Consider the following 25,391-nt stretch of genomic DNA (forward strand, 5'->3'; position numbering starts at 1 on the left):
TGATAGTTTTATTATCTAACTATTGAGCATTACCGGCATTACCAACATGGTTACATTTTCTCCCTCATCCAATCCGTCAATTGGGGTTAGGATTCCTGCACGGTTAGGTAAGCTCATTTCCAAGGAAACATCATCGCTGTTCAAATTGTTCAGCATTTCCGTCAAGAAACGGCTATTGAAACCAATTTGCATATCATCACCTTGGTACGAACATGTTAATCGTTCTTCGGCCTTATTACTGTAATCTATATCCTCGGCAGAAATATTAAGTTCTGCACCGGCAATTTTTAATCGTATTTGATGGGTGGTCTTATTACTGAAAATAGCCACACGCTTAACGGAACTTAAGAATTGTGTTCTGGAAATAGAGAGTTGGTTAGGGTTTTCCTTAGGAATTACAGCTTCATAATTAGGGTATTTCCCATCAATCAATCTACAGATCAACTCCGTATTCTCAAAACTGAATTTGGCATTACTCTCATTGTATTCAATGACCACATCAGATTCACTTCCCGCCAAAATACCCTTCAACAAAGTTAGAGGTTTCTTAGGCATAATGAACTCCGCCACCTGCGAGGCTGTAACATCCGAACGTTGGTATTTTACCAATTTATGGGCATCAGTAGCCACAAAGGTGAGGCTCTCCGTGCTAAACTGAAAGAATACACCGCTCATTACCGGTCTTAAATCATCATTTCCGGCCGCAAAAATGGTTTTATCAATGGCAGTGGCTAAAATATCGCCCATAAGGGTAGTAGAACTTGGGTTGGCCAATTCCACCGCTTTGGGAAACTCTGCGCCATCTGCATACGCTAAAGCGTATTTACCATGATTAGAACTTATTTCAACCGTATTGTTGTCTTCTACAATAAAGGTCAAGGGTTGCTCCGGGAAAGTCTTTAACGTTTCCAAAAGTAGCTTGGCAGGAACCGCAATAACACCTTCATTGTCCGAATCTACATTGAGTACGGAACTCATCGTAGTCTCTAAATCTGATGCAGAAACAGTTAATTTGTCCTGTTTAAGGTCAAAAAGAAAATTGTCTAGAATAGGCAAGGTGTTGCTATTGTTTATAACACCACCCAAAACCTGAAGCTGTTTAAGGAGATAAGTACTGGATACTATGAATTTCATAGGAAGACGGTTATTTCAATTTTGTAGGATATAATGTTCTCAAATGTCTTGTCAAAATTTTATAAATACCTCAAAATATAAGACAAACAAAGATATTTTAATTGTGCTTTTTATCGAAACAAACTTATTAACATCTACTTGCTATAGCTACGCTTTCTATAGTAGCTGAACAAGAACCCAAAAACGAGTGTTAAAACCACGGGAACCCCTATATTCATAAGTTGCCACTTGGTTTTTTGCGCTGCAATCTTCTTTTGGTCCAAAAACGGAATGGCCACTTTCTTACTGCGAATGTTTATAAGTCCTTTGTCATCTAACATAAAATTGATGCTGTTAAGTAAAAATTCCTTGTTGCCATAGTAATTATTGGTCCATTTGTCATAACCCAATTCCAGCGGCCTACCATTACGAATTTGATTTTTTATCAAATCCCCATCTGAAATGACCAGCATGGCACTTGCAGATCCATCATCCTTGCTTCTATCTAGTTTAAGGGGTTTGATTCGGTTTTTATAGGCCGATGTAAATTTACCTGTAATCAAAACCGCCAAAGCTTTGTTACCGTTATTGAATTTCTCCTTGTCCGGGGTTTGACTTATGATGTTGAGGTCAACCACTTTTGGGGTACCCTCCAAACGCGATAGGGGAGAACTGGTAAGTAGTATTTCCTTATGATATGCATTGGCCAAGGTGTCTATACTTCCCGCAAATTGAAATCGTAACGCTTCTATATTGTTTACTATGGGATGATTTGTTTTGGGGAACACCATAGGATGGTACATCCATGGTACAGGGTTGTACTGGGAATCACTCCCTTCTCCTGTTGCCAAAACAATTTGGGTAAAGTACATGTCATTAACCAGATCTGCGTTTAAACGTACGCCATATCTAAAAAAGAAATCGGTCAAATTAAGTTCCCTCGGGAGCGCAACTGCATTACCGTTTTCATTCAGTAAACTATCAAGCTCCATTGTTACCTGATCCATTAACCAAACGGATTTTCCACCGTTTACCATAAATTGGTCCATCACAAACTTTTCTCCATCTGAAAAGGCCTGAGTGGGTTTGGCTATGATTGCTAGGTCATACTGTTTTAGTTGGTCCAACGTACCTTGCGGATTGGTCTCTACTGAATCTAAGGTGATAGCGCCAATATTGTAGTAATCCCTAAGAGTTGTGAGAAAATCGGCAATATAGATATCGTCGAGTTCCCCATTACCTTTTACGATGGCTATTTGCTTTTTTTCTTTGATGGATATCTTTGAAAAAGCATCTGCAAAAGCGTATTCCAATTGCTGAACGGAGTTGTTTACGCGTTCTTCAGAACTGGCTCCTAGTTTATTTTTAAGCAAGGGCACTTTCACGGTTTTGTTATCGTAATTGACTAGAGCCCATGGAAATACAATATCTTGGGACATACTCCCGTTGTCTTCCACCGTAATTTGGGCGGGTGTAAGCCCTAATCCTTGTAGTTCTGCCATCGTTTGTTCCGCAGAACCGGAATCCTCCAAAGGATCGATAAAGTTAAATTTTATCTGGTTGTTTCCCGATGCAAATTCTTCTAAAATCTGTTTGGTTTCCGTTCTTAATTTGGCAAACTCCGGAGGTAATTCACCATCCAAGAGCACATCAACAATTACCGGTTTTTCAAAGGATGAAATAATGTCCACGGCTTCGTTGGAAAGGGTAAAACGCCCATCTTCGGTCAGGTCAAACCGGGTGTAGACAAACTGACTTATAAAATTTAGTACAAAAAGGATAAAAAGAGCCGTTAGTGCTGGTAGGAGAGCTTTCTTCATTATCGGTTCATGTTTTTAAGCTGCTGCCATGTTAAAAACAGGAAGAAAGCGGTTAGTAAAATAAAATAAAGAAGGTCTCTAGTGTCCAATACTCCCAATGAAATACTATCAAAATGATGTTTCATGCCTAAATTTTGAACTGTCAATGATGCTTGACCGCTATCAAATAGAGATGCCAAGCCCTCAAAACCAAAAAAGAACAAAAAACAAAGAACTACTCCAATGATAAAGGCCACAATTTGATTTTCAGAAAGTGTTGAAGCAAAAATGCCAATGGCCGTATAACAAGACATAAGAAATAGGGTGCCCATATAAGACCCTATTACTGGGCCCATATCCAAATTGCCCACCGTTGTTCCCAATTCATGGATTGCATACACATAGATGGAAGTGGGTATTAGGGCGATGATTCCCAAAACCAGTGTTCCAAAAAATTTACCTAAAACGGTCTGAGAAAGGCTCAACGGTTTGATGAAAAGCAATTCTAAAGTTCCTAACTTACGTTCTTCGGAAAAGCTTTTCATAGTGATGGCAGGAATCAAAAAAAGAAAAACCCAGGGAACCAACTGAAAGAAATTGCTTAAATCTGCGAATCCGTATTCAAAAATATTATAAGGTCCTTTAAAGACCCAAAGGAACAATCCGTTAAGAACTAAAAATAGACCTATTACCAAATAGGCTATGGGCGAAGTAAAAAATGATTGTATTTCGCGTTTAAAAATAGCGAGCATTAAATCTTTGGCTTAGTTATAAAAAAAGGGTGATTGACATTCCGGATAAATCTTAAAATGTACGAGGGCCCCAATAAATTCCAAATTTAATAACATTTTGTAACCTAGAACATCCTAATTCTAAGATTAAGTGAAACTAACGGTAATCGTATCTCTATAATCCAGACCTAAAAGGGTAGATGCGCCCCCAACCGTTTTAAGGTCACTTTTATAGATGGCAAGTTCTATATAGTTGGCAGAGTTGAAAAGAGCCAACAAATCTCCGGCACCTTTACGTTGTCCCTTATCCAATTCAAAATTGATAATGTCACTGTATTTATTGTGAATGTGGTGTACTTTGGTGCTACGGGCGCTAAGTTCAAAGCTTCGTCCCTTTCTGTAGGCCTCAAAGAAGTTTTTATGAATGTTGGTGACAACATTCCCGTAATTGTCAATGTAAATCACATTTCCTATGATTCTATTTCCATTATCAACAACAGTAGGGGTAAAGTCGCGTAGTTCCTTGAGCTCATTAAAAGGCCGGCCAACTACTTCAAGCGTACCACCACGTGCAATATGGCAAGCAACTTGCACAAATACATCCATTACAGGAAAGGAGCCATGGGTAGGGTTCGGGATATTTAAATGCACCACTTTTTCAGGGTTTTTGGCAGAGGTTATCAACCCTATCACCCCGTTGTTGGCAGTAATAAAATAGTGGCCATCTACCAAAACCGCAATATGCTGGTTTTCCGGGGTGGGTTCAGAATCAACGCCAACAATATGTATGGTACCTTCCGGAAAGCTATTATAGGAATTCTCAAGAATATAGGCGCATTCCTGAATATTGAACGGACTTACATCATGGGAAATATCAACAATTCTTACATCTTCCAATTCTCTGTAAATAGTGCCCTTGAGGGCACCTACAAAATGGTCTTTAACTCCAAAATCTGTGGTAAGGGTTATAATTGCCATGCAGCAATGTTGATATGTTTTTAGTTAGACAAACTGAATTTTCGTTAAGTTTGTTAAACAAAATTATGACAAAAAAACAGCCAAGCGAAATAATTATAGCAGGGCTTTAATTTTAACACTATTTCTTTTTGAACGAACTCATAATAGAACTTACCGATATTAGCCCAAGGGAGTTTTTTGGGCAGGGGAACCAGAATATTGATCTACTCAAAAAGTACTTTCCCAAATTAAAGATTGTTGCTAGGGGCAATAAAATAAAGGTTTACGGAGACGAGGAAATGCTGGAGGAGTTTGATACCCGAATGGATATGCTAACCGCCCACTTTGCCAAATACAACAAATTGGATGAAAACGTCATCGAACGTGTGCTCACCAGCGAAACTTCTTCTGATTACGAATCTCCGGAAGGGAGTGGAGAAATTTTGGTACATGGGGTAAGTGGCCGGTTGATCAAAGCCCAGACCGTGAACCAACGCAAATTGGTAGATGCGGCCAAAAAGAACGATATGGTCTTTGCCATTGGTCCTGCGGGAACAGGTAAGACGTATACCGGGGTAGCTTTGGCCGTTAAAGCGTTAAAGGAAAAACAAGTAAAGAGGATCATACTTACAAGGCCAGCGGTTGAGGCAGGGGAGAACCTTGGTTTTTTGCCAGGTGACCTAAAAGAAAAGCTAGACCCCTATATGCAACCTCTTTATGATGGTCTTAGGGATATGATTCCTTCGGAAAAATTGGCACATTTGATCGAGAACGGTACCATTCAGATAGCGCCCTTGGCTTTTATGCGTGGGCGTACGTTGGACAATGCATTTGTTATCTTGGACGAAGCGCAGAATACCACCCATGCCCAAATGAAAATGTTCCTTACCAGAATGGGAAAAAATGCTAAATTTTTGGTCACAGGCGATCCGGGGCAGATCGATTTACCAAGAAGAGTAATTTCAGGTTTAAAGGAAGCTCTATTGATCCTTAAGAATACAGAGGGTATTGGCATTGTTTACCTAGATGATAAAGATGTTATACGCCATAAACTTGTGAAAAAAGTTGTGGATGCGTACAAAACAATAGAGCATCAGAATTAAAAATTAATCAAAATACATAGCGATACATAGGTCTAATGAGCAATACTATCATTGATACCAATTATAATTTTCCTGGCCAGAAAAGTGTTTATAAAGGCAAGGTAAGGGAGGTTTACACTCTTGAGAACGATATTTTGTTAATGATAGCAACAGACCGTCTTTCGGCATTCGATGTGGTCATGCCCAAGGGTATTCCCTATAAAGGCCAAATTCTAAACCAGATTGCTACCCAAATGATGGCAGCCACCCAAGATATTGTGCCCAATTGGTTGATTGCTACTCCAGACCCAAATGTGGCCATAGGGCATGCATGTGAACCTTTTAAGGTAGAAATGGTGATTCGTGGGTATATGTCCGGCCATGCTGCTAGGGAATACAAGGCCGGTAAACGTTTGTTATGCGGAGTACCTATGCCAGAGGGAATGAAGGAAAACGATGCCTTTCCGGAACCAATTATTACTCCGGCCACCAAGGCGGAGAAAGGAGACCATGATGAGGATATTTCCAAGGAGGAAATTTTAAAAAGAGGAATAGTCTCCAAAGAAGATTACGAAGTTCTTGAAAAATATACCCGTAGTCTATTTCAAAGGGGAACCGAAATAGCCGCGGAGAGAGGGCTCATTTTGGTAGATACCAAGTATGAATTTGGTAAAACCAAAGATGGTAAGATTGTCCTGATCGATGAGATTCACACCCCGGATTCTTCCCGATATTTTTATGCGGATGGATATAAAGAGAGACAGCAAAAAGGAGAAGGTCAAAAACAATTATCCAAGGAATTCGTTCGCCAATGGCTGATACAGAACGGATTTCAAGGTTTGGAAGGCCAGAGCGTTCCTGAAATGACAGATTCCTATATTGAAACCGTTAGTGATAGGTATATTGAACTTTTTGAAAATATTACCGGAACGACATTTGAAAAAGCCGACATTTCCAATATTCAAGAGCGAATTGAAAAGAATGTCTTGGCCTATTTGAGTAAATAGTTCGCCAATTATCGCACAAGTTTTTTTACCGTAAAATTTCGTTGTGCTTTAAGCTTCACCAATATTTTAAGGAAAGCTAAGGCCGTTATAAAGGCATCACCAAGGGCCGTGTGCCGGTCTTTGGTCGAAATATCAAATTTATCCGCCAGATAATCCAAACTATAGACTTCCTGAGGTCTGGATAGCGGAGTGGCAATTAAGGTTTTTTTGTATAGCACAGAGGTATCCAAGACTTTGTTTTTAAGTTTGGGCATTCCGTGTCGTTTTAAGGCGTGGTTGATCATATTTATGTCAAACCTAGCATGATGGGCCACCAAAACAGCATTCCCAATGAATTCTAAGAACAGCATAAGGGCTTCCAATTCGGTTATTCGGTCCTGCTTGCCATCTCTTAAAATTCCGTGTATTTCAACGTTCTTGGCGTGGTAAAAATGCTGGTCTAAAAAAACTTCAAAGCTTTCGTTTACTATAAGGGTGTTATTTTTTAGACTTAACGCTCCAATGGACAATACCCTGTCATTTTCATAATCAAAGCCTGTAGTTTCCGTATCCAAAACCACAAATCTTATGGAATTTAAATCCTCCGGTAGACTGTCATTAAATTTCCTAGCATAGGATTTCCAGAAATCGGGATAATTAATTTTTCTTTTCTTTTTAAACCAGTTGATCATCCTACCAAATTAGCTACTTTAAACCTTAATTTTATAAGCTCTTGTAGTTCTTTTATGGTTTTAAACGTACGTTTCAGTTTAACCTTCTCCTCTTTGCTCAAGGTTTCTAGCTCTATAAACCTACCGGAATCATTATGTAGAAGGCCTTGTTTGGTCCTAAATTTCAGTAGGGCCTTGGTAGCATAAGAGCAGGCCAAAAACAGTTCGGCATTATTGGGTTCTAGCTCTGCTAATTTTTCAAATCGTTCCGCCGTATTATTAATGGATTTTACTTGACTTGATAAGACCAACACCCTGGCGCCATCTACCAAAGGCATAAGAGCCCTTCGCTTTAAATCAAAAAAATCTTTGTGCGCTCCATTTTCTTCAACCAAAAAAGAACGGAAAAATCCGCTGGGAGAGGGGTTTTGTAAAGCCCCACTGGCCAAATGAACAAAGAATATAGGATACTTTTGTGTTATTGAGAATATATGTTCCGTTAATTCATCTACCAATTCTCTATTTCCATAGGAAATATTAAAATCAAAAAAAATGGAAGATAAAAGGACCTCATCCTTACCAGGGTTGGTAATCCAATGCAAGGTCCTTTCTTTCCATTGTGATAGGCTCATGCACCAATCTGGATTGGAAGCCATCATATCTGCTGGACAATATTTATAGCCAATGGACTGTAAACCCTGGGTAACTTTTTTGGCTAATTCAAGAAAATAACTCTTAGTGGTCTCTAACTCTTCTTGAGAAACATCTTCAAAAACCAAAGCATTATCCTGATCGGTATGTAATAATTGTTCACTTCTGCCTTGGCTGCCCATGGCTAGCCATGAAAAGGATACTGGTGGCGGAGTATCCATTTCCTCCAAAGAAATGGCTATAACCTGTTTAATGCAGGCATCATTGAGTTCGGAAATTATCTTAGAGGTAAGTGTGAGCGGTAAATTCTGTCTAAGGTAACCTTGTAATAGGCTCATAATGCCCCTCCTAATTGTTTTTATTTTTTTGAACTTATTGGAGCGCTTTATTGCCTTCATAAGAACGGCCGGATTATTGCCCAGCTCCAGCATAATGTCATGTTTCGAGATTATGCCCACGGCCTCAGTGTTCGGGGTTCCGTCTTCGGTGATACAAAGATGGCTAATTCCACTTTTCATCATGGCCATTTGTGCTTGGGCCAAAGTCATTTTTTTGGGATAGGTGATTACTGGAGAGCTCATAATATCTTTGGCTTTCGCCGAAATAGGGTATTCTCCCGTGGCAATTTTGTTTCTTAAATCCTTATCTGTTATGATTCCGATAGGAAGCTTTTCCTTCAAAATTAGCATAGCTCCTATTTTTTTTTGTGTCATAAGGGTGGCTACCGTTTTTATAGTAGTTCCCGAAGTTGAACTTATGAGCTTTTTGGAATAATTTATAGTTTGTAAGTCTAAATAATCATTGTTTTGAGGAATTGACTCTTCCTGTCCTTCTTGAAATAATTTACCTTTTTTGCCAATGGAGTAAGGGTTTCTGGTGTTTGAAGCAAAACTTTCCATTAAGAAATTAGCCACTCCCTCATGATTCTTTGTAAAGGGTCTAAATTCTGCTATGGGAATGGCATATAGAATGGATTCTTCATATGCCTTGGCCTCCATTTTATAATTTTCGTTTGCCATAAGGGGGCGTAGGCCAAATATATCACCTTCATCGCATAGATCTACAAAATCACCATTCGCTGTTTTGCTTAGTGAAACAGCACCTTTGTGTACTACGTAGAAGTAATCGTGGGCTTTTTCGTTTTCGGTGAATATAAGTTCATCCTTTACCTTGTAAACAATTTGAACCTCCTGCGCCAGAATCTGTAGTTCCCTGATCATAATCTCGTTAAATGGCGGGTAGTTATGTAGAAAATCTGCAACCCTTGCCGAAATGGTGTTCTTCATTACAAGTATTTAAAATCAAATTTAATGATTGTTAAAATATAGGAAACAAAAAAGACCGCCATGAGGGTGGTCTAACTTGTTAATTAGAGCTTGTGCTGAATGTAGTGTGCTATTATGGGGCTATCACACGCTTTGTGAATCTTGCATCATTTCTGTCAAGACTTTTTTGAATATGTGTACAGGTTGGGCACCGGTAACGGCACTTTTTTTGTCAAAAACTATGGTGGGTACGGAATTGACCCCGAGATTTTGCCAGTAGGCTATCTTGCTTTTAACTTCGTAGCGCTTTTCGTCTTCATCTAACAACTGTATTCCTTTTTCTGCGTCAAGGCCCACTTCTTGTAACGCTTCTTTAAGAACATCCCGTTTCGAAACATCTTTTCTTTCACTAAAATAGGCCGTAGTTAAGCGCATTTTTAGTTCCGTTTGCTTACCAAACTCTTTGGCATATTCTAAAAGCACATGTGCATCAAGGGTGTTTACAATGTGCATATCATCAAAGTAATTAAAGATAAAACCGAGTTCTTCCCCGGCTTCCGCCATATGGGCTTGTGATTCTTTTTGTTGTTCAGGTGTTACACCATATTTCTCCGCTAAGTGTTCTTGAGTATTTTGGCCTTCTGAAGGCATATTTGGATTTAACTCAAACGGATGCCATTCTATTTCCACTTCATTAGATAGACCCATCTCTTCAATGGCTTTGTTGAGACGCTTATAGCCGATGGTACACCATGGGCAAACCACATCTGAAACAATATCTATTTTTAGTTTATCTTTTATCATTATATCTGTAAATTTTATTTCTCGGTAGATTGGTCGTCAAAGTATCTATAAACCTACAACCATCTCGGGTAAAATTATCTGAATAGAAATGTTCGCTTTTAAAAAATCAAGAAACAGCGAGGGTAATTCAGCAAGGAAAAAATACATTTATTAAAGTAATTGCCGCAAGGAGATAGAAGTATTTTACTTAGTTTTTTATTATGAAGATATCTCTAAGAAAAGAATTAAAAAAACCCAAGAATACATCTTGGGTTTTTTGTAGCGAGAGAGGGACTTGAACCCTCGGCCTCCGGGTTATGAATCCGACGCTCTAACCAGCTGAGCTACCTCGCCATATAAAAAATAAAACTTAAAAACCTTCCTTTCTCTAAGGAACAAGCAGAATTTTAAAGCCCTATCGTTTTTTAAAACGGCTGCAAATATAATGGTAATATTCGGGTTCTTCAACATTCAATGCATAAAAAATATTCTTAGAGTTTTATTTTTTTATCATAAGGAAATATATATATTGCCCATACTTAAAAATAAAGAATGGAGGATAAGTTAAAATTTGAACTTGAATTTGTAATACAGGCTTCCCCACAATTACTGTATCAATATATATCAACGCCCTCAGGTTTGTCTGAGTGGTTCGCGGACAATGTAAATTCTAGAGGAGAGATTTTCAATTTTATTTGGGATGGCGCCGAAGAAGAAGCCAAACTACTGAAACGTAAAAGTGAGGAATTTGTTAAGTTTACTTGGGTAGACAACGAGGATGATTCCTTTTTTGAAATGAAAATAATAGTGGACGAGATTACCAAAGATGTTTCGCTTTTTATAACAGATTTTGCAGAAGAAGATGAGGTAGAGGAAGCAAAAATGCTGTGGAGAAATCAGGTAGGTGACCTTAAGCAGGTATTGGGGTCTAAATAGTCTCCTTTTCTACATTAACCTTATATTTGGGCCTTAATTTTTTTAAGGCTTTTTTTATGGTCAATTTTAATGGAAGTTTACTGCAGGGAGAACAATATTTGAATCATGAAAATAGGGGCCTTCGCTATGGAGATTCCCTTTTTGAAAGTTTTAGGGCCATTAACGGTAAACTTATCTTTTGGGAAGACCATTATCTAAGACTAATGGCCTCCATGCGAATTTTACGCATGGAAATTCCTATGGATTTTACCATGGAAAATTTGGAAGACAAGGTTCTGGAAACCATTAGCGGGAACGATTTAATGAACGGGCCTGCTCGTGTGAGATTTACGGTCTTTAGGAATAACGGCGGACTCTATCTTCCAACAACCAATGATATTTCTTATATCATAGAGGCAAAGGCTTGGAATCAGCCCTTTTTTATTTTGAACGAGGAAACCTATGAGGTTGAATTGTACAAAGATTTTTATGTGAATCCAGATATGCTTTCCAATTTAAAAACCAATAACAAGGTTCTGCATGTGGTTGGAAGCATTTATGCGGATGAGAACGGGTATGACAACTGTCTATTGGTCAATAATCAAAAGCAAGTAGTAGAAGCCTTAAATGGCAACTTATTTGTTGTAAAAGGGAATCAAATAAAGACACCACCTCTAGAACACGGATGCCTAAACGGTATTTTGAGAAAGAAGTTGATAGAAATCTTGAAAAAGGATGCAGATATTAACTTGGTAGAAGAGGCCGTGTCACCTTTTGAACTGCAAAAGGCAGATGAGTTATGGGTTACCAATAGCGTAATAGGAATTCAACCTATAACCAAGTACAGAAAAAAATCCTATGAAAACAAAGTGGCAAAAAGCGTTTTGGGAAAATTAAATGCCTTGGCGCGTCTGAGTTAGAATTTTAATTTAGGCTAGGGTTTTCAGGCGAGTTGGACCACAACAAATAGTTTCCTCCCAATTCTAGCATTTTTTCTTTCCAAAAAGCATCCGCAGCCTTGTTGATAATATCGCTTTCATAATCATTTTGGACCACAATCCAAGATTTGGAAGAGAGCTCTCTATCCAATTGAAGAGAGGACCAACCAGAATATCCTAGAAAAAACCGGATGTCATTCTCCGAAATGACCTGTTTGTTGATTAGATCGATGATTTTTTCAAAATCACCTCCCCAATAGATACCATCGGAAATTTCAATACTGTTTTCGATTAAATGGGGCACCCTATGAATGAAATAGAGGTTATCCTGCTCTACGGGACCACCATTATACACCTGAAAAGGAATGGAAATCTCATTTATTAAATCATTGATAAAATATTCCAAAGGCTTATTTAGGATGAAGCCAACGGAGCCCTCTTCATTATGTTCGGCCAATAAAACAACGGACCGGTTAAAGGAAACATCTCCCGTAAGGGCTGGTTCTGCAATAAGTAGCTTACCTTTATGTGGTTTAAATTCGGTCATAAGCTGGCATTCTAGGTCATATATTATCTAAAATAAGATATTTCTTATAAAAATCCACATAAGGGCATAAAAAAAGCGCTTCAACTGAAGCGCTTTTATATTATAATCTGTAGGACTAATTAGTTTACAGAGTTTGCTAAGTCTGATCCAGCTTTGAACTTTACAACATTCTTAGCTGCGATTTTAATAGTTTTACCTGTTGATGGGTTTCTACCTTCTCTAGCGTTTCTTTTAGAAACTGACCAAGAACCGAATCCTACCAATGATACACGATCACCTTTTTTAAGAGAACCCTCAACGTTACCCAAGAAAGATTCCAATGCTTTTTTAGCTGCCGCTTTTGTGATGCCGGCATCAGCTGCCATAGCATCAATCAATTCTGTTTTGTTCATAATGTAATTAAATTAATTGTTGTTATAATAATTTAAATCGTCTAACAAATTTATACGGATTTGCCTTCAACGCAAGTAAAATGGGGGTAAATCGGGGTTTTTGTTGATAACTCAGGGGGTTTGTTAATAAAGTAGGGCTTTTTTTACCTTCTCTCGCAGGCCAATAACCACGGGGCTTTACAACATTCGTGCATTTTGCTCCAATTGAAGGCCGTTAAGCACGTCTTTGGTACTCATTCTTCTTTTGCCAGGTAATTGCATCTCCATTATTTTAAGAAATCCATCTTTTACAGCCACTTTTAATTCCTTTTTTGAGCTCACAATTGTTCCCACCTCTAGGTGATGTTTTTCTTTTTCACATTCGGAAACATAAATTTTTATAGTTAAATCATCCTCTCCATTCATCATTTTTGTCCACGCGGCAGGGTAGGGGCTCAAACCTCTAATATGGTTATGAAGGCTGTCAAGGGAATTGCTCCAATCGATTTTACAGGTGTCCTTATGAATTTTAAATGCCTCTTTAAACTTTGTTTTTTGCGGTTGTTGAGTAGTAAGAATGGGCCCCTTTTCTATTTCTTTTACTGTCTTAAGTACAAGGTCTGCTCCAAGGTTCATCAATTTGTCATGTAAAACACCGGCGTTGTCATTGGGTTCGATGGCGGTCTTTTCTTGAAGGATTATTTCACCGGTGTCTATCTTTTCATCAATAAAGAATGTAGTTACGCCTGTTTCCGTTTCCCCATTCATTATAGCCCAGTTTATAGGAGCTGCACCTCTATAGTCCGGCAATAGGGATGCATGTAGGTTGAAAGTGCCAAACTCAGGCATGGACCATACAGCCTTTGGTAGCATTCTAAAGGCTACTACTATTTGTAGGTTTGCATTGAGACTTTTTAACTCGGTTAAAAAATCTTCATTTTTAAGATTGGTTGGTTGCAGCACTTTTAACCCAGCTTCGAGCGCATATTTTTTAACATCGCTCATCTGTACTTTCCTGCCTCTGCCTGCCGGCCTGTCCGGTGCTGTTATTACACCCACTACATTATAATTAGCTTTAACTAACGTTTTAAGTGTGGCGGCGGCAAATTCTGGAGTGCCCATAAAAACTATTCGTACGTCTTTCATACCCTAAATTTTGGCTACACTTATCGTAGCTCATATTCATTTTTTGTGTTGATTTTTATTTTTTCCTGTTCGAGAAGGCTCCTTAACGCCTTTATCAATATTGGTTCTTCTATGTTTAAGTGTTCGCTCAGTTTACGGGAACTCTTACTACCCTCTCGTAAAAAATGTGTAATTGATTCCTGTACCCTTTTAGTTGAAATGTTGCTCCCATACTTTTCTTGGCAAACATCACATCTTTTACAATCATCCGATAGTTGCTCTCCAAAATAGGCCAGTAATTGTTTGCTACGGCACATCTTGGTCGTATGAACGTACTTCATCATTGCTCTTAGCTTTTCAGCTTTTTTGAGATTAAGTTCCTTTACCTTATGCGCAAAAACATTGATGGTGCGGTCATCTTCCCTGGGAACTAAAAATGTAAGGTCTAAATCATTGTGTTTACTCTTGTAAGCAATGATTTCATCCCTTTCCAGTTGCTCTAAAATAGAAAGAATCTGTGCTTCTGGAACACCGGTCTTTTGGGCAACAAGATGGGTGTTGATCTTGGTTTCAAAATCAAAAATACCTCCATAGGTTCTCAGTATGGTTTTAACGGCTAATGCAGCTCTAGGGTAAACCTCTAAATAATCGAATATTTTCTCTTTGCGCGCTATAAATTGTATGCTTGTACGTTTGGAAAATGACTCCGATAAGGAAATGACAGAATACTGATCCAATACTTTTAGGGAGTTATATGCCAAATACGGATTTAAATTATAGACAGAAACAAACTCATTAAAGTTAAATTGGAAACTTTCATTATGTCCTTCCCCAAAGGAAATCTGAAAATAATTATTGAGTTTGTTATACAGTTTCTTCAGGAATGGGCTATCTGGCAGGGATCCTAAAAACTGTTTTTTCAATAAACCTTCATCCTCGTCGTTTGTGAGTAATATTGCCTGGGAGGCTTGGCCGTTTCTACCGGCCCTACCTGCTTCTTGAAAGTAATTCTCAAGACTATCCGGAATTTGATAATGCACAACAAGGCCAACATCTGGTTTATCTACCCCCATACCAAAGGCGTTGGTGGCAACCATAATCAAAATATCGTTGTTGAGCCATTGTTGAAGTTTGTCCTGTTTTTCCTTTTTGGTCAATCCTCCATGAAAGAAAGTGGCACTTATTTGATTGGAATTCAAATACTGTGCAAGTTTCACCGTCATTTTCCTAGAGCTGGTATACACAATACCACTGCTCTTGTTGCGACCAAAAAGTTGTTTAAGTTGGTAAAGTTTATCTTCCGTAGTTTTCACTTTAAATGCTATATTTTCCCTTAGAAAGGAATCCTTAACACTTAGAGGGGCTTTTAAGTTCAGGTGTGTAACAATATCTTTGGCAACTTCCTTGGTGGCGGTCGCGGTCAAGGCCATTATAGGAGTAGTGGGGAGCAGGTCCCTCAATTGGCCACAATCTAAATAAGCCGGTCTAAAATCATGTCCCCATTGAGATATGCAATGCGCTTCATCAATGGCAATAAGATTCACGTTCATCTGTTGTATGCGCTCTATTACCAAATTTTGTTGTAATCGTTCCGGAGATAGGTAAAGAAACTTATAGCCGCCATACAGGCAGTTGTCCAATTGTTGTACAAGTTCTTCAAAAGATATTCCGCCGGTTAGGGCAATTGCTTTGATTCCACGGTTTTTTAAATTGGTAACTTGGTCATGTATCAAGGCCACCAAAGGGGAGACAACAATGCAAATTCCTTCTTGGCACATGGCCGGAACTTGAAAACAGATAGATTTTCCGCCTCCGGTAGGAAGGAGTGCCAAGACATCCTCACCATTAAGGGCGGCTTTGATTATCTTTTCTTGGGAGCCTCTAAAATCTGAAAAGCCCCAATACCGTTGTAATGTATCTCTGGGGTCTGTTATCATCAAATTAAGTTAAGGTGGTCTAGGATAAAATCTGTGCGCTTTTCTACAGAGTCCTTGGGAATCAAGGTAACATCATAGCCAAATTTTATATAAGTACTCCGCAGGCTGTCGAATATCCTTAAGGATTCCTCGTAGGTTTCAAACCGTTCATTGTCAACAGCGTAAATTTCTTCCCATGGAGGCATAAGTAAAATATGATTGTACCTATAATCATAATTGGGTTGGGCAAAATCCTGATCATAATTTTGATCGAAACAATGCATGTAGGCATGAACATCTGGTATTCCCCTATCAAAAAAAACTACATTCGTATTTTTTTTGAGTGCATTTTGGTATTGGCCCACGCGCCCATCTAACAAGGCCTTATTAAATTTTTCGGGGTCTTTGACAGAGACTATAGGGTTGGTTACAAATTCATCTTCATTGCCCTCTTTTTTTTCTGCCGATGTCATACTTCGTATCAACTCATGGACGCAGAAATACCCTTTTTTTTCCAAAAGGTCTATAACGGAAGTCTTTCCGGTGCTAGGGCCGCCTGTTATTACTACTTTTAATGGATTCAATAGAAAAGCGTTATAACCGCAAAAGTAATCAATCCCCAACTATTTTAAAATGCTAGGGGGAAGGACTACCTTTGTAAAAACATTTGTATGGACCAGAATAAATCTGAAGAGTTTTACGCCAGGTTATTAGACCAATTAAAGGAAAGTACCACATGGCCATCTAATTACCTATATAAATTCATTGTGCTTAGTGATCCGGAGAAAATTGATCAAATCCAAAAAATATTTGATAATACGGGGGCTGTTATAGAGTCAAAAAAATCCAAAAAAGGGAAGTACACGAGCGTTTCCGTAACTGTGAATCTCAAAAGCCCGGAGGAGGTGATCGCAAAATATAAGGAAGTAGGCAAAGTAGAAGGTGTAATTTCCCTGTAAATAGCTTTTGACCTATAATTTTCTTAATTTGCAGGCGTTATTAGTTTACTTCCACTTATTTTTAAGCAAAATAGTTTTAGTTTGAATCCACCAGTAGAGACCCTAGAATATAATACGGAGCGTTCAAAGCTCATTATACCGGAATATGGCCGTCATTTTCAAAAAATGGTAGACTATGCCGTATCTATAGAAGACGAAGAGGAGCGCAATAGAATAGCGCAGGCAATTATTAGCGTAATGGGCAATATCCAGCCCCATTTACGTGATGTACCCGATTTTCAGCATAAACTTTGGGACCAGCTTTTTATTATGTCCGATTTTAAACTGGATGTAAAATCTCCCTTTCCCATTACCAGTAAGGAAACATTACAAAAACGCCCTGAGCCTTTGGAGTATCCTCAAAATCATCCAAAATACAGGTTTTACGGTAACAATATCAAAAGAATGATCGATGTGGCCGTTAAATGGGAAAAAGGGGATATGCGAGATGGCTTGGAGTATACCATTGCCAATCATATGAAAAAATGCTATCTGAACTGGAACAAGGATACGGTAGATGATAAGGCAATTTTTGATCACTTGTATGAATTGAGTGATGGACAAATAGACCTTTCTGGGGAGAACCTAACGGATAGCGGACAATTTTTGAAAAATAAAGTGTCAAAGTCCAATCGTAGTTCCAGCAAAAAGAATTCAAGAAACAATAATCGCGGTAAAAAGCGATACTAATATCCAACATCTTACATGGGCACCTTTAAAATTGAAGGCGGCCACCGGTTATCCGGTGAAATTACGCCGCAAGGGGCTAAGAATGAGGCCCTGCAAATACTTTGTGCTGTACTTTTAACAGCAGAAGAAGTTACCATTCATAACATTCCCAACATTGTAGACGTTAACAAGCTCATTTCTATATTAGAAGATTTGGGCGTGAAAATCCAGAAAAAAAGCAAAGGTTCCTACACTTTTAAAGCGGATGATGTTAATTTGGATTACCTACAATCCGAACAATTTAAACAAGATGGGCGCGGACTTCGTGGATCCATTATGTTGGTTGGTCCGTTATTGGCAAGGTTCGGTAAGGGATATATTCCCAAGCCCGGTGGCGATAAAATCGGTCGCCGAAGATTGGACACCCACTTTGAAGGTTTTATCAATCTAGGGGCCAAATTCAGATACAATAAGGAAGAGTATTTTTATGGGGTAGAGGCCGATAAACTTCAGGGCACCTACATGCTTTTAGACGAAGCCTCCGTAACCGGTACGGCCAATATTCTTATGGCAGCTGTTTTGGCAGAAGGAAAAACGACTATATACAATGCCGCTTGTGAGCCTTACTTACAGCAACTTTGTAAAATGTTGAATCGTATGGGCGCCAAGATTTCAGGAGTTGGCTCTAACTTATTGGAGATTGAAGGGGTAAAAGAACTGGGAGGTACGGAACATACCATGCTTCCAGATATGATCGAGATTGGTAGCTGGATAGGTTTGGCTGCCATGACCCGAAGTGAGCTGACCATCAAAAATGTTAGTTGGGAAGATTTAGGACAAATACCTACCGTTTTTAGAAAACTGGGAATTCAACTGGAGCAAAAAGGCGATGATATTTACATCCCTGAGCATAAAAATGGGTATGAAATACAGAATTATATAGATGGGTCTATTTTGACCATTGCAGATGCTCCTTGGCCTGGATTGACGCCTGATTTGTTAAGTATTATATTGGTGGTGGCCACCCAAGCAAAAGGGGAAGTCCTAATTCATCAGAAAATGTTTGAAAGCCGCTTGTTCTTTGTGGATAAGTTATTGGACATGGGTGCTAAAATCATCCTTTGCGATCCACATAGGGCTACCGTCATAGGTCACAATTTCAAATCGACCTTAAAGGCTACAACAATGACATCGCCCGATATTAGGGCAGGGGTTTCTTTGCTTATTGCCGCTTTATCTGCAAAAGGTACTTCTACCATTCACAATATAGAGCAGATTGATAGAGGGTATGAAGACATAGACACCCGTTTACAGGCCATTGGTGCCAAAATTACCAGAGTTTAAGTTCACCAAGGAAACCGCAGAAGGTTCCATATGAATACAAGGGTCCACACTACGGTGCGGGCCCAATTTTTTTGTATCAACTTTCGAATGAGTTCAGGCGTATAATTGTCTTCTGAAATTCTTTTGTGTGCGGGAGCAAAAAAACGAAAAGTAAATGCCCATACAGAAAGGATCAATATTAGGTTCACTGAGGAATACCAAGAAAATCGTTTTACAACTTCAACAAGTATTAAACCTAACTGCCCGAACATCAGGGGAATGACCACCAGAGCAATTCTATGCACATAAATTGGGTGCCACTGATTCAGATCAGACTTGGCGTAATTTTTAAAACTTGGATAAATGATAAGTTGCACTACCCAAATAAGTACCACTAATCCAAAATCGAAAAGCAGTTGACAAATCTTTAAGGTCATTACAGTTTAATTTAAAGGGTCGAGTTTTTATTGAGTCTTTTCAGCTTGTAGAATAAAAGATTTATTGATTTACTACGTCTAAATGGAAACAAGTTTAATTTTCAAACTAAAATAGTCGATTTTGAATTCAAAGTATTTTTTTCGCTTATAGGGACAATAATTCAAATTAAGGAAGAAAGTATTGGAATCCAATCATGTACATGGGGCATTAGGTCTGTTTAGGCAATGTAATTAGGTGGTTGGCAGTTATTAAGTAAGTCTTTGTTCCAAATCAAGACCTAAACCAAACTTAACCGATATGAGAGTTTTCCGTTTTATAATCACGACTGCTTTTCTGACCATTTTTTTCACTAGCTGTAGTTCTACCAGTACATTGACCATGGGGGTTCTAGAACCTGCACGAATCAATGTGCCCAACGATGTTGTAAAGGTTGGCTTGATCAACAGAAGTTTACCTTCTGAGGGAAACAAGACTGTGGATAAAATTGACAAAATTCTATCATTGGAAGGCCTCAACCTTGATAAAGAAGGAGCGGAGGCAGCGGTCTCAGGATTGTACGATGAACTTACGGCCCTCAAAAGATTTGAATCTGTTAAGGTTTTAAATGACATTGAAGTTCAAAAGAAGGGATTAGGAGTTTTTCCTGCAGCGTTAAATTGGCAAGATGTTGAAAAAATATGTGAAGAAAATGGGGTAGACGCGTTACTATCCTTAGAAATGTACGATACCGATACCAAGGTAGATTTTGAAACCAAAATGATAAACATTCCCAATAACCTGGGAATAAAGGCGAATGTACCCGGACACAAGGTGACCTTGTTTACTACCATTAAAAACGGATGGCGTGTTTACAATCCCGACCACAAAATTGTCTTGGATGAAATTGTCGAAAATCACCAAGTTGTTAGTCACGGCGAAGGAATTAATCCCATGAAGGCCGTGGAAGCTATAATTGGAAGAAAGGAAGCTGTAATACAGACAAGTACTAATTTAGGTAGCGCGTACGCTTCGGATTTAAGGCCTTTACGTAGAAGGGTGACTAGGGAGTATTTTGTTAGGGGAACGGATAATTTTAAAATCGCCCAAAGAAGAGCTCAAACGGGAGACTGGGATGGTGCTGCAGACTTATGGGAGCGTGAAGTTCAAAACCCTGATATGAAAATAGCCGGCCGTGCTTGTTACAATATGGCCATTATTAACGAAATTAATGGAGACCTGAACAAGGCCATGGAGTGGGCCTCAAGGTCGTATGCTGATTATGAAATTAGTAACGCCCTTAGGTATGTGAATATCTTAAAACATCGAATGTCAGAGCAGCGAATACTCGACAAGCAATTGGCAAGATAAATTTAGCTCACGGCTTCCTTATAGACTTTCAAGCAGCGTTCCCGAGCCTCTTTATGATCGACCATTTTATCGGGATAGGAATCCGAGTCATGTTCCGGAACCCATTCTGAAATATATTTTCTATCCTTATCAAATTTATCGACTTGCGTCATCGGATTAAAAATTCTGAAATAAGGAGCTGCATCCACACCGCTACCCGCGGCCCATTGCCAATTGCCTACGTTACTGCTCATTTCATAATCCAGTAATTTTTCGGCAAAATAGGCTTCGCCCCAACGCCAATCAATTAGCAAATGCTTACATAGAAAACTGGCCACCAACATGCGAACGCGATTATGCATGTATCCGGTTTCATTGAGTTCGCGCATTCCTGCATCTACCAACTTAAATCCCGTATCACCGTTTTTCCATTTTTCAAACTCCTCTTCATTGTTTCTCCAATCAATCCTATCGTATTTTTTCTTAAAAGCCTCGTTGACCGTTTTTGGATAATGGTAGAGAATCTGCATGAAGAATTCCCTCCAGATAAGTTCACTCCAAAAAACTTCATTTTTTTCTGCGATAGCCTTTTTGACCATCTTACGAACAGAAACGGTTCCAAAGCGCAAATGCGGACCTAAACGCGAGGTACCTTGGTCTTTGGCAGGAAAGTTTCTTGTTTTCTCATAATTCTCGATTAGGGTAGGAGTAACCGAATAATCGGGAACTTTAACAGATGAGGTTTTAAAGCCAATATCACTCAGTGAGAGGTTCGGAAGTCGGCTATTTTTAACAAGGTTATCGAGATGTTGACTAGTGTAATGAATGTTCAAGTGTTCATCAGCATTAAAATGCTCCTTCCATTTATTTTTATAAGGAGTGTACACTATATAGGGGTCGCCATCATCTTTGACTACCTCATCTTTTTCAAAAATAACTTGGTCCTTACAGGTTTTAAACTCAATATCGTTGTCATTTAGGAGCTTTTTTATTTCTTCATCTCTTTCTTTCGCATAGGGTTCGTAATCGTGGTTAGTATATACGCAATCAATTTGGTAGTCAGAAATGAGTTCTTTGTAAATTTGCTTTGGAGTACCATGATACATCCCTATTGAACTTCCGTATTCTTCTTGAAGTTCTTTCCTCATATTCTGAAGTGTTTCATGAATAAAGGTTACCCGAGCATCGTCTTCTGGTAATTTGTCAAGTATTTCAGAATCGAAAATAAAAATAGGCATCACAGGATGTTCTCCTTTTAATGCCGCCAAAAAACCTACATTATCATCTAGGCGTAAATCTCTTCGAAACCAAAAAACTGAAATCTTATCAGACATACAACTTATTATTTATCTTCTTTAATGAATATTCAATGTAGATAGGCCACCATCTAAATGCAAAACTTGTCCTGTTATCCAACTGCTATCATCCAGTAAAAGGAATTTAGCCATTTTCGCTATTTCTTCTGGGTTGCCTACCTTTTTCAGCGGATGCCGCTCCGCCATTTGCTCTTGTTTTTTCTCGTTGCTCAAAAGTTTACTTGCTAACGGAGTATCTACTAATGAAGGAGCGATTACGTTCACTCTTATTTTTGGGGCATATTCCGCAGCTAACGATTTTGCAAAGCCTTCTATCGCTCCTTTTGCCGCAGCAATACTCGTGTGGTAGGGCATACCCGTTCCTACAGCGACGGTACTGAAGAAAACTAGGGAACTGTTTTGTGTAAATCGATTCATAAGTTTTTTAATAACTTTTACAAGACCTATAAAATTTAAGTTTAAATCCTGCTCAAATGTGTCAACCCCCATCATTTTAAAGGGTTTTAGATTAATACTGCCGGGGCAGTACACAAACCCGTTAATTTCTTCTGGTAAGTATGTAGTATCCAAGGTGTCTTTGGTAACGTCAAAAGGAATGTGGGTTACATTTAATGATTCCAGCTTATCAACAGTACGCGAAGCGACATAAACGTTGTGATGTTCCGAAAGTATTTTTGCCAATGAAAATCCAATTCCATGAGAACCTCCTATCAATACAATATTTTTTTTCATGTGTTTATCGATTTAAATCGCTTTCATGTAAAATTCTCGATTACCGTTGGGCATAATACCAAATAGCTCAATAAGTTTTTGTTCTCTAAAGGAAAATATTTGTCTCAGTTGCTTCTTGACCAATAGAGGATGGGCTAACTGCCCTAAAATGCCCATTGGAAGCTTATAATCAATTATATCTTCCATTTCAACCCCTCCTTCTATCTCTTTTATGAAGTGCTTATGGTGCCATAGTGCATAGGGGCCAAAACGTTGTTCATCTACAAAATATTCACCCTCCTTGACATGGGTAATTTCTGTTACCCAACGCGTATTGACCGCAGGAAAAGGAGAAACTTTGTACTGAATAATTTGTCCCTGAAACATAGGCCTGTCCGCTCCAGATAGTATATGGAACCCCATGTGGTCTGGAGTAATAACTTTTAAGTTTTTGGGGTCTGATAGAAATTCCCATGCTTGTCCTTTTGAAATAGGGAGGTCTTGTTTAGAGTACAATTGATATAGTTTCATAACTACTTTTGTTCAAAGATATATTCATTTTGTTTAATAATAAACTATAATAGTTAAACAATTAGTTTTTTCATGGATTGAGTTCTATTTCTGTCGAATTTGTATTTTCATCACCCGAAATGATATGAAACACTTTCTATACATTTTTCTCTTACCAATGGTACATTTTGTATCAAATGCCCAAGTGGAGGCAACAATTATGGGAGAACTTCCAGAAGAAGTATGGGAAACATCAGGGCTTATTTATGATTCCGGTAGATTAATAACGCATAATGATTCGGGCAATGAACCTATTTTATATGAATTGGATACTATCAACTTGACTGTTAATAGACGAGTGGTAATTACCAATGCAGAAAATGTGGATTGGGAAGACATAGCTCAAGATGACCAACATTTTTATATAGGGGATATTGGTAACAATAGGGGGGTACGAAGAGATTTAAGTATTCTAAAGATTTTAAAGGAAGATTTTTTTTCGTTGGAGGAGGTAGCCGCTGAAAAGATACAATTTACGTATGAAGACCAATTGGAATTTGTAGATAGTGGAAATTCTGACTGGGATGCTGAAGCTTTGTTTGTTTACCAAGATGAAATCATAATACTTACGAAACAATGGAAGACCAATGGAACTGTAGCCTACTCTTTACCTAAGACTAGCGGTACCCATACGGCCCAAAAACTGGATGGTTATCAAATAAACGGATTGGTTACCGGGGCAACTTTTCAAAAGGAGAATTTAATTTTAGTGGGATATTCTAATTTATTAAATCCTTTCATTACAAAAATTAAGGGACTTGATAAGCGAAGCATTTTTGGTGGTCAAATAGAACAGGAACGGTTGAAAATTGGAATATCTCAAGTAGAAGCTGTCACTTTTGCGGGGGAAACTGAATTTTTTATTAGTAGTGAGAATTATGAGAACAGTAATTTATCGCTCAATTTCAAATCTCGACTGTATAAGGCAAGGTTTGTAGCAAATGGCTTAGATGATTCTCCGGATGTTGAAAATTCTCCTCAGGAAACTCCCAAGGATTCTACAGATATTCCATTGCAGGAGCACATTAGAATAAAGAATAGTCCAACGGACTCTGTTCTTACCATTGAGGCGGACATTGAGTTTGGAACAATAGAGTACCTACATATTTTTGATGTTACAGGCAGAAGGATAAAAGAAATTCTTTTACCGGATGCCAACCCTTACTACGTTGATGTTTCTGATTTTCCAGTTGGGGTATATTTTATGACGATTAAAGGAGGTAAAAAGTTGATTTCCAAATCATTTGTGGTTGATTGAGTATTTTTAATTTAAGTATTTCTTAACAAACTCAATTTTAGTTTATAACTAGTTTTGAGAAACTATAAAATCAATTCAAATGAAAAAATTATTCCTTTTAACCTTTGCTTTTTTACTTTCCCTGGCAGCGGAAGCACAAATAGCCACACCTGCACCAAGTCCCTTTTCCAAACTGGAACAAAAAGTAGGTTTGACAGATGTTACCGTAGAGTATTCCCGCCCTTCTATGCGTGGGAGAAAAATCTTTGGTGAATTAGAGTCCTATGGGGAACTTTGGCGTACCGGTGCCAATGCCAGAACCAAGATTACATTTAGTGATGACGTTAAGGTTGCGGGGCAGACTTTAGCCGCAGGTTCTTACGCGCTATATACCAAGCCAGGCCAACAATCTTGGGAAATTTATTTTTACACCGAAGCCGATGGCGGAGGATACCCACAGGAATGGGACGATTCTAAAGTAGCTGCTAAAACAACTGTGGATGCTTACCAATTACCGGTAGATATTGAAACTTTTACCATCACTTTAGATGATTTGACCAATAGTTCTGCCTTGTTAGGTTTAATGTGGGAGCGTACCTATGTTGGAATACCATTGGAATTTCCTACAGATAAAAAGGTGTCTAAAAGTATTGAAAGCGTAATGGCCGGAAGCCCTACGGCCAATGACTATTTTGGCGCTGCGGTTTATTACGCTTCAGAAGATAAGGACATAGCTCAAGCCGATAAGTGGATGGACAAGGCCATAGAAATGACCGATGAGCCTGCCTTTTGGCAATTACGTCAGCAATCCTTGATCAAGGCTAAGGTAGGAGATAAAAAGGCGGCAATTAAGGCTGCAAAAGCTTCATTGGCCAAAGCGAAGGAAGCGGGTAATGATGATTACATCAAAATGAATACCGATTCTCTAAAAGAGTGGGGAGCTAAGTAATTTA

The 25,391-nt window shown here is 38.6% G+C and carries 26 protein-coding genes and 1 tRNA gene; 10 read left to right on the forward strand and 17 right to left on the reverse strand.

The genetic code is table 11. The annotated features are described in order from the left end of the window. Nucleotides 1-15 precede the first annotated feature (15 nt). From dnaN to IL355_RS15240, 4 genes are all read right to left on the reverse strand, one after another. Nucleotides 16-1,134, reverse strand: coding sequence for a DNA polymerase III subunit beta (gene dnaN, locus IL355_RS15225; protein ID WP_192462975.1), 1,119 nt, complete (start codon nucleotides 1,132-1,134; stop codon nucleotides 16-18). Nucleotides 1,135-1,268: 134 nt separating this feature from the next. Then, nucleotides 1,269-2,933, reverse strand: a complete 1,665-nt coding sequence (gene gldG, locus IL355_RS15230) for a gliding motility-associated ABC transporter substrate-binding protein GldG (RefSeq protein WP_192462976.1) — start codon at nucleotides 2,931-2,933, stop codon at nucleotides 1,269-1,271. Then, the gene (gldF, locus tag IL355_RS15235) at nucleotides 2,933-3,664 is read right to left on the reverse strand and encodes a gliding motility-associated ABC transporter permease subunit GldF (RefSeq protein ID WP_192462977.1); all 732 of its coding nucleotides are present in this window, start codon (nucleotides 3,662-3,664) and stop codon (nucleotides 2,933-2,935) included. Before gldF ends, gldG begins: the two co-directional genes overlap by 1 nt. Before the next feature lie 126 nt (nucleotides 3,665-3,790). Further along, the gene (locus IL355_RS15240; protein ID WP_192462978.1) at nucleotides 3,791-4,621 is read right to left on the reverse strand and encodes an SAM hydrolase/SAM-dependent halogenase family protein; all 831 of its coding nucleotides are present in this window, start codon (nucleotides 4,619-4,621) and stop codon (nucleotides 3,791-3,793) included. 128 nt (nucleotides 4,622-4,749) lie between these two features. On the opposite strand from IL355_RS15240, the gene IL355_RS15245 reads away from it, so the two are divergent. Together IL355_RS15245 and IL355_RS15250 are read left to right on the forward strand one after the other, a co-directional pair. Beyond that, a complete protein-coding gene (locus IL355_RS15245; protein ID WP_192462979.1) occupies nucleotides 4,750-5,703 on the forward strand; it encodes a PhoH family protein in 954 nt (317 codons plus the stop codon). Between the two features lie 35 nt (nucleotides 5,704-5,738). After that, nucleotides 5,739-6,689, forward strand: a complete 951-nt coding sequence (locus IL355_RS15250) for a phosphoribosylaminoimidazolesuccinocarboxamide synthase (RefSeq protein ID WP_192462980.1) — start codon at nucleotides 5,739-5,741, stop codon at nucleotides 6,687-6,689. An 8-nt stretch (nucleotides 6,690-6,697) separates the two neighbouring features. Here IL355_RS15250 and IL355_RS15255 read toward each other — a convergent pair whose 3' ends face one another. From IL355_RS15255 to IL355_RS15270, 4 genes are all read right to left on the reverse strand, one after another. Further along, complete coding sequence (locus IL355_RS15255) at nucleotides 6,698-7,360, reverse strand: 3'-5' exonuclease (RefSeq protein WP_192462981.1); 663 nt, start codon at nucleotides 7,358-7,360, stop codon at nucleotides 6,698-6,700. Then, the gene (locus IL355_RS15260; protein ID WP_192462982.1) at nucleotides 7,357-9,276 is read right to left on the reverse strand and encodes a DUF294 nucleotidyltransferase-like domain-containing protein; all 1,920 of its coding nucleotides are present in this window, start codon (nucleotides 9,274-9,276) and stop codon (nucleotides 7,357-7,359) included. The genes IL355_RS15255 and IL355_RS15260 overlap by 4 nt, the downstream gene beginning before the upstream one ends. Before the next feature lie 123 nt (nucleotides 9,277-9,399). Further along, a complete protein-coding gene (locus tag IL355_RS15265) occupies nucleotides 9,400-10,056 on the reverse strand; it encodes a DsbA family oxidoreductase (RefSeq protein ID WP_192463093.1) in 657 nt (218 codons plus the stop codon). Between the two features lie 262 nt (nucleotides 10,057-10,318). Next, nucleotides 10,319-10,392, reverse strand: a tRNA-Met gene (locus IL355_RS15270). Nucleotides 10,393-10,590: 198 nt separating this feature from the next. Between IL355_RS15270 and IL355_RS15275 the strand changes: the two genes are divergently transcribed. Together IL355_RS15275 and IL355_RS15280 are read left to right on the forward strand one after the other, a co-directional pair. Beyond that, the gene (locus tag IL355_RS15275) at nucleotides 10,591-10,974 is read left to right on the forward strand and encodes an START-like domain-containing protein (protein WP_187458093.1); all 384 of its coding nucleotides are present in this window, start codon (nucleotides 10,591-10,593) and stop codon (nucleotides 10,972-10,974) included. 56 nt (nucleotides 10,975-11,030) lie between these two features. Continuing rightward, on the forward strand, nucleotides 11,031-11,873 hold the full coding sequence (locus tag IL355_RS15280; RefSeq protein WP_192462983.1) for an aminotransferase class IV: 843 nt from the start codon (nucleotides 11,031-11,033) through the stop codon (nucleotides 11,871-11,873). Between the two features lie 4 nt (nucleotides 11,874-11,877). Here the strand turns inward: IL355_RS15280 and IL355_RS15285 are convergent, their stop codons facing one another. The 5 genes from IL355_RS15285 to IL355_RS15305 form a co-directional block, all read right to left on the reverse strand. Continuing rightward, the gene (locus IL355_RS15285) at nucleotides 11,878-12,438 is read right to left on the reverse strand and encodes a YqgE/AlgH family protein (RefSeq protein WP_192462984.1); all 561 of its coding nucleotides are present in this window, start codon (nucleotides 12,436-12,438) and stop codon (nucleotides 11,878-11,880) included. Nucleotides 12,439-12,557: 119 nt separating this feature from the next. Beyond that, entirely contained in the window at nucleotides 12,558-12,830 is a 273-nt protein-coding gene (locus IL355_RS15290) for an HU family DNA-binding protein (protein ID WP_072994911.1), read from the reverse strand. 177 nt (nucleotides 12,831-13,007) lie between these two features. Then, on the reverse strand, nucleotides 13,008-13,955 hold the full coding sequence (gene fmt / locus IL355_RS15295; protein ID WP_192462985.1) for a methionyl-tRNA formyltransferase: 948 nt from the start codon (nucleotides 13,953-13,955) through the stop codon (nucleotides 13,008-13,010). A gap of 20 nt (nucleotides 13,956-13,975) precedes the next feature. Further along, entirely contained in the window at nucleotides 13,976-15,871 is a 1,896-nt protein-coding gene (locus tag IL355_RS15300; RefSeq protein ID WP_192462986.1) for a RecQ family ATP-dependent DNA helicase, read from the reverse strand. Next, complete coding sequence (locus IL355_RS15305; RefSeq protein ID WP_192462987.1) at nucleotides 15,871-16,434, reverse strand: AAA family ATPase; 564 nt, start codon at nucleotides 16,432-16,434, stop codon at nucleotides 15,871-15,873. Before IL355_RS15305 ends, IL355_RS15300 begins: the two co-directional genes overlap by 1 nt. Before the next feature lie 87 nt (nucleotides 16,435-16,521). On the opposite strand from IL355_RS15305, the gene IL355_RS15310 reads away from it, so the two are divergent. From IL355_RS15310 to murA, 3 genes are all read left to right on the forward strand, one after another. Continuing rightward, entirely contained in the window at nucleotides 16,522-16,809 is a 288-nt protein-coding gene (locus IL355_RS15310; RefSeq protein ID WP_192462988.1) for a DUF493 family protein, read from the forward strand. 81 nt (nucleotides 16,810-16,890) lie between these two features. Next, nucleotides 16,891-17,538, forward strand: a complete 648-nt coding sequence (locus IL355_RS15315; RefSeq protein WP_192462989.1) for a DUF4290 domain-containing protein — start codon at nucleotides 16,891-16,893, stop codon at nucleotides 17,536-17,538. Between the two features lie 15 nt (nucleotides 17,539-17,553). Continuing rightward, nucleotides 17,554-18,861 carry a UDP-N-acetylglucosamine 1-carboxyvinyltransferase gene (murA, locus tag IL355_RS15320; RefSeq protein ID WP_192462990.1) on the forward strand — a complete coding sequence of 436 codons (1,308 nt, stop codon included), beginning with the start codon at nucleotides 17,554-17,556 and terminating at the stop codon, nucleotides 18,859-18,861. A 2-nt stretch (nucleotides 18,862-18,863) separates the two neighbouring features. Here the strand turns inward: murA and IL355_RS15325 are convergent, their stop codons facing one another. Further along, nucleotides 18,864-19,277 (reverse strand): hypothetical protein, encoded by a 414-nt coding sequence (locus IL355_RS15325; RefSeq protein ID WP_192462991.1) that lies wholly within the window; start codon nucleotides 19,275-19,277, stop codon nucleotides 18,864-18,866. 298 nt (nucleotides 19,278-19,575) lie between these two features. Between IL355_RS15325 and IL355_RS15330 the strand changes: the two genes are divergently transcribed. Beyond that, on the forward strand, nucleotides 19,576-20,625 hold the full coding sequence (locus IL355_RS15330; RefSeq protein WP_192462992.1) for a DUF6340 family protein: 1,050 nt from the start codon (nucleotides 19,576-19,578) through the stop codon (nucleotides 20,623-20,625). A gap of 2 nt (nucleotides 20,626-20,627) precedes the next feature. On the opposite strand, the gene IL355_RS15335 is transcribed toward IL355_RS15330, so the two are convergent. The 3 genes from IL355_RS15335 to IL355_RS15345 are packed head-to-tail and all read right to left on the reverse strand — an operon-like array spanning nucleotide 20,628 to nucleotide 23,162. Then, nucleotides 20,628-21,938 (reverse strand): cryptochrome/photolyase family protein, encoded by a 1,311-nt coding sequence (locus IL355_RS15335; RefSeq protein ID WP_192462993.1) that lies wholly within the window; start codon nucleotides 21,936-21,938, stop codon nucleotides 20,628-20,630. Nucleotides 21,939-21,959: 21 nt separating this feature from the next. Beyond that, nucleotides 21,960-22,652 (reverse strand): SDR family NAD(P)-dependent oxidoreductase, encoded by a 693-nt coding sequence (locus IL355_RS15340; RefSeq protein ID WP_192462994.1) that lies wholly within the window; start codon nucleotides 22,650-22,652, stop codon nucleotides 21,960-21,962. A 12-nt stretch (nucleotides 22,653-22,664) separates the two neighbouring features. Beyond that, on the reverse strand, nucleotides 22,665-23,162 hold the full coding sequence (locus IL355_RS15345; RefSeq protein WP_192462995.1) for an SRPBCC family protein: 498 nt from the start codon (nucleotides 23,160-23,162) through the stop codon (nucleotides 22,665-22,667). Between the two features lie 124 nt (nucleotides 23,163-23,286). Here IL355_RS15345 and IL355_RS15350 point away from each other — a divergent pair, with 124 nt between their 5' ends. Further along, nucleotides 23,287-24,459, forward strand: coding sequence for a T9SS type A sorting domain-containing protein (locus tag IL355_RS15350; protein ID WP_192462996.1), 1,173 nt, complete (start codon nucleotides 23,287-23,289; stop codon nucleotides 24,457-24,459). Nucleotides 24,460-24,538: 79 nt separating this feature from the next. Next, nucleotides 24,539-25,387 carry a DUF2911 domain-containing protein gene (locus IL355_RS15355; RefSeq protein WP_192462997.1) on the forward strand — a complete coding sequence of 283 codons (849 nt, stop codon included), beginning with the start codon at nucleotides 24,539-24,541 and terminating at the stop codon, nucleotides 25,385-25,387. Nucleotides 25,388-25,391 lie beyond the last annotated feature (4 nt).

This window comes from Euzebyella saccharophila (assembly GCF_014855495.1).
GTDB classification, from domain to species: Bacteria; Bacteroidota; Bacteroidia; order Flavobacteriales; family Flavobacteriaceae; genus Euzebyella; species Euzebyella saccharophila.

What these genes read in the sequence shown, in the direction of transcription:
- IL355_RS15340 (WP_192462994.1), bottom strand. Translation starts at nt 22,652, where the DNA reads ATGAAAAAAAATATTGTATTGATAGGAGGTTCTCATGGAATTGGATTT.
- gldG (WP_192462976.1), bottom strand. Translation starts at nt 2,933, where the DNA reads ATGAAGAAAGCTCTCCTACCAGCACTAACGGCTCTTTTTATCCTTTTT.
- IL355_RS15350 (WP_192462996.1), top strand. Translation starts at nt 23,287, where the DNA reads ATGAAACACTTTCTATACATTTTTCTCTTACCAATGGTACATTTTGTA.
- IL355_RS15335 (WP_192462993.1), bottom strand. Translation starts at nt 21,938, where the DNA reads ATGTCTGATAAGATTTCAGTTTTTTGGTTTCGAAGAGATTTACGCCTA.
- IL355_RS15345 (WP_192462995.1), bottom strand. Translation starts at nt 23,162, where the DNA reads ATGAAACTATATCAATTGTACTCTAAACAAGACCTCCCTATTTCAAAA.
- murA (WP_192462990.1), top strand. Translation starts at nt 17,554, where the DNA reads ATGGGCACCTTTAAAATTGAAGGCGGCCACCGGTTATCCGGTGAAATT.
- dnaN (WP_192462975.1), bottom strand. Translation starts at nt 1,134, where the DNA reads ATGAAATTCATAGTATCCAGTACTTATCTCCTTAAACAGCTTCAGGTT.
- IL355_RS15330 (WP_192462992.1), top strand. Translation starts at nt 19,576, where the DNA reads ATGAGAGTTTTCCGTTTTATAATCACGACTGCTTTTCTGACCATTTTT.
- IL355_RS15250 (WP_192462980.1), top strand. Translation starts at nt 5,739, where the DNA reads ATGAGCAATACTATCATTGATACCAATTATAATTTTCCTGGCCAGAAA.
- IL355_RS15355 (WP_192462997.1), top strand. Translation starts at nt 24,539, where the DNA reads ATGAAAAAATTATTCCTTTTAACCTTTGCTTTTTTACTTTCCCTGGCA.
- IL355_RS15280 (WP_192462983.1), top strand. Translation starts at nt 11,031, where the DNA reads ATGGTCAATTTTAATGGAAGTTTACTGCAGGGAGAACAATATTTGAAT.
- IL355_RS15325 (WP_192462991.1), bottom strand. Translation starts at nt 19,277, where the DNA reads ATGACCTTAAAGATTTGTCAACTGCTTTTCGATTTTGGATTAGTGGTA.
- IL355_RS15310 (WP_192462988.1), top strand. Translation starts at nt 16,522, where the DNA reads ATGGACCAGAATAAATCTGAAGAGTTTTACGCCAGGTTATTAGACCAA.
- IL355_RS15285 (WP_192462984.1), bottom strand. Translation starts at nt 12,438, where the DNA reads ATGACCGAATTTAAACCACATAAAGGTAAGCTACTTATTGCAGAACCA.
- IL355_RS15275 (WP_187458093.1), top strand. Translation starts at nt 10,591, where the DNA reads ATGGAGGATAAGTTAAAATTTGAACTTGAATTTGTAATACAGGCTTCC.
- IL355_RS15240 (WP_192462978.1), bottom strand. Translation starts at nt 4,621, where the DNA reads ATGGCAATTATAACCCTTACCACAGATTTTGGAGTTAAAGACCATTTT.
- IL355_RS15290 (WP_072994911.1), bottom strand. Translation starts at nt 12,830, where the DNA reads ATGAACAAAACAGAATTGATTGATGCTATGGCAGCTGATGCCGGCATC.
- fmt (WP_192462985.1), bottom strand. Translation starts at nt 13,955, where the DNA reads ATGAAAGACGTACGAATAGTTTTTATGGGCACTCCAGAATTTGCCGCC.
- gldF (WP_192462977.1), bottom strand. Translation starts at nt 3,664, where the DNA reads ATGCTCGCTATTTTTAAACGCGAAATACAATCATTTTTTACTTCGCCC.
- IL355_RS15300 (WP_192462986.1), bottom strand. Translation starts at nt 15,871, where the DNA reads ATGATAACAGACCCCAGAGATACATTACAACGGTATTGGGGCTTTTCA.
- IL355_RS15255 (WP_192462981.1), bottom strand. Translation starts at nt 7,360, where the DNA reads ATGATCAACTGGTTTAAAAAGAAAAGAAAAATTAATTATCCCGATTTC.
- IL355_RS15260 (WP_192462982.1), bottom strand. Translation starts at nt 9,276, where the DNA reads ATGAAGAACACCATTTCGGCAAGGGTTGCAGATTTTCTACATAACTAC.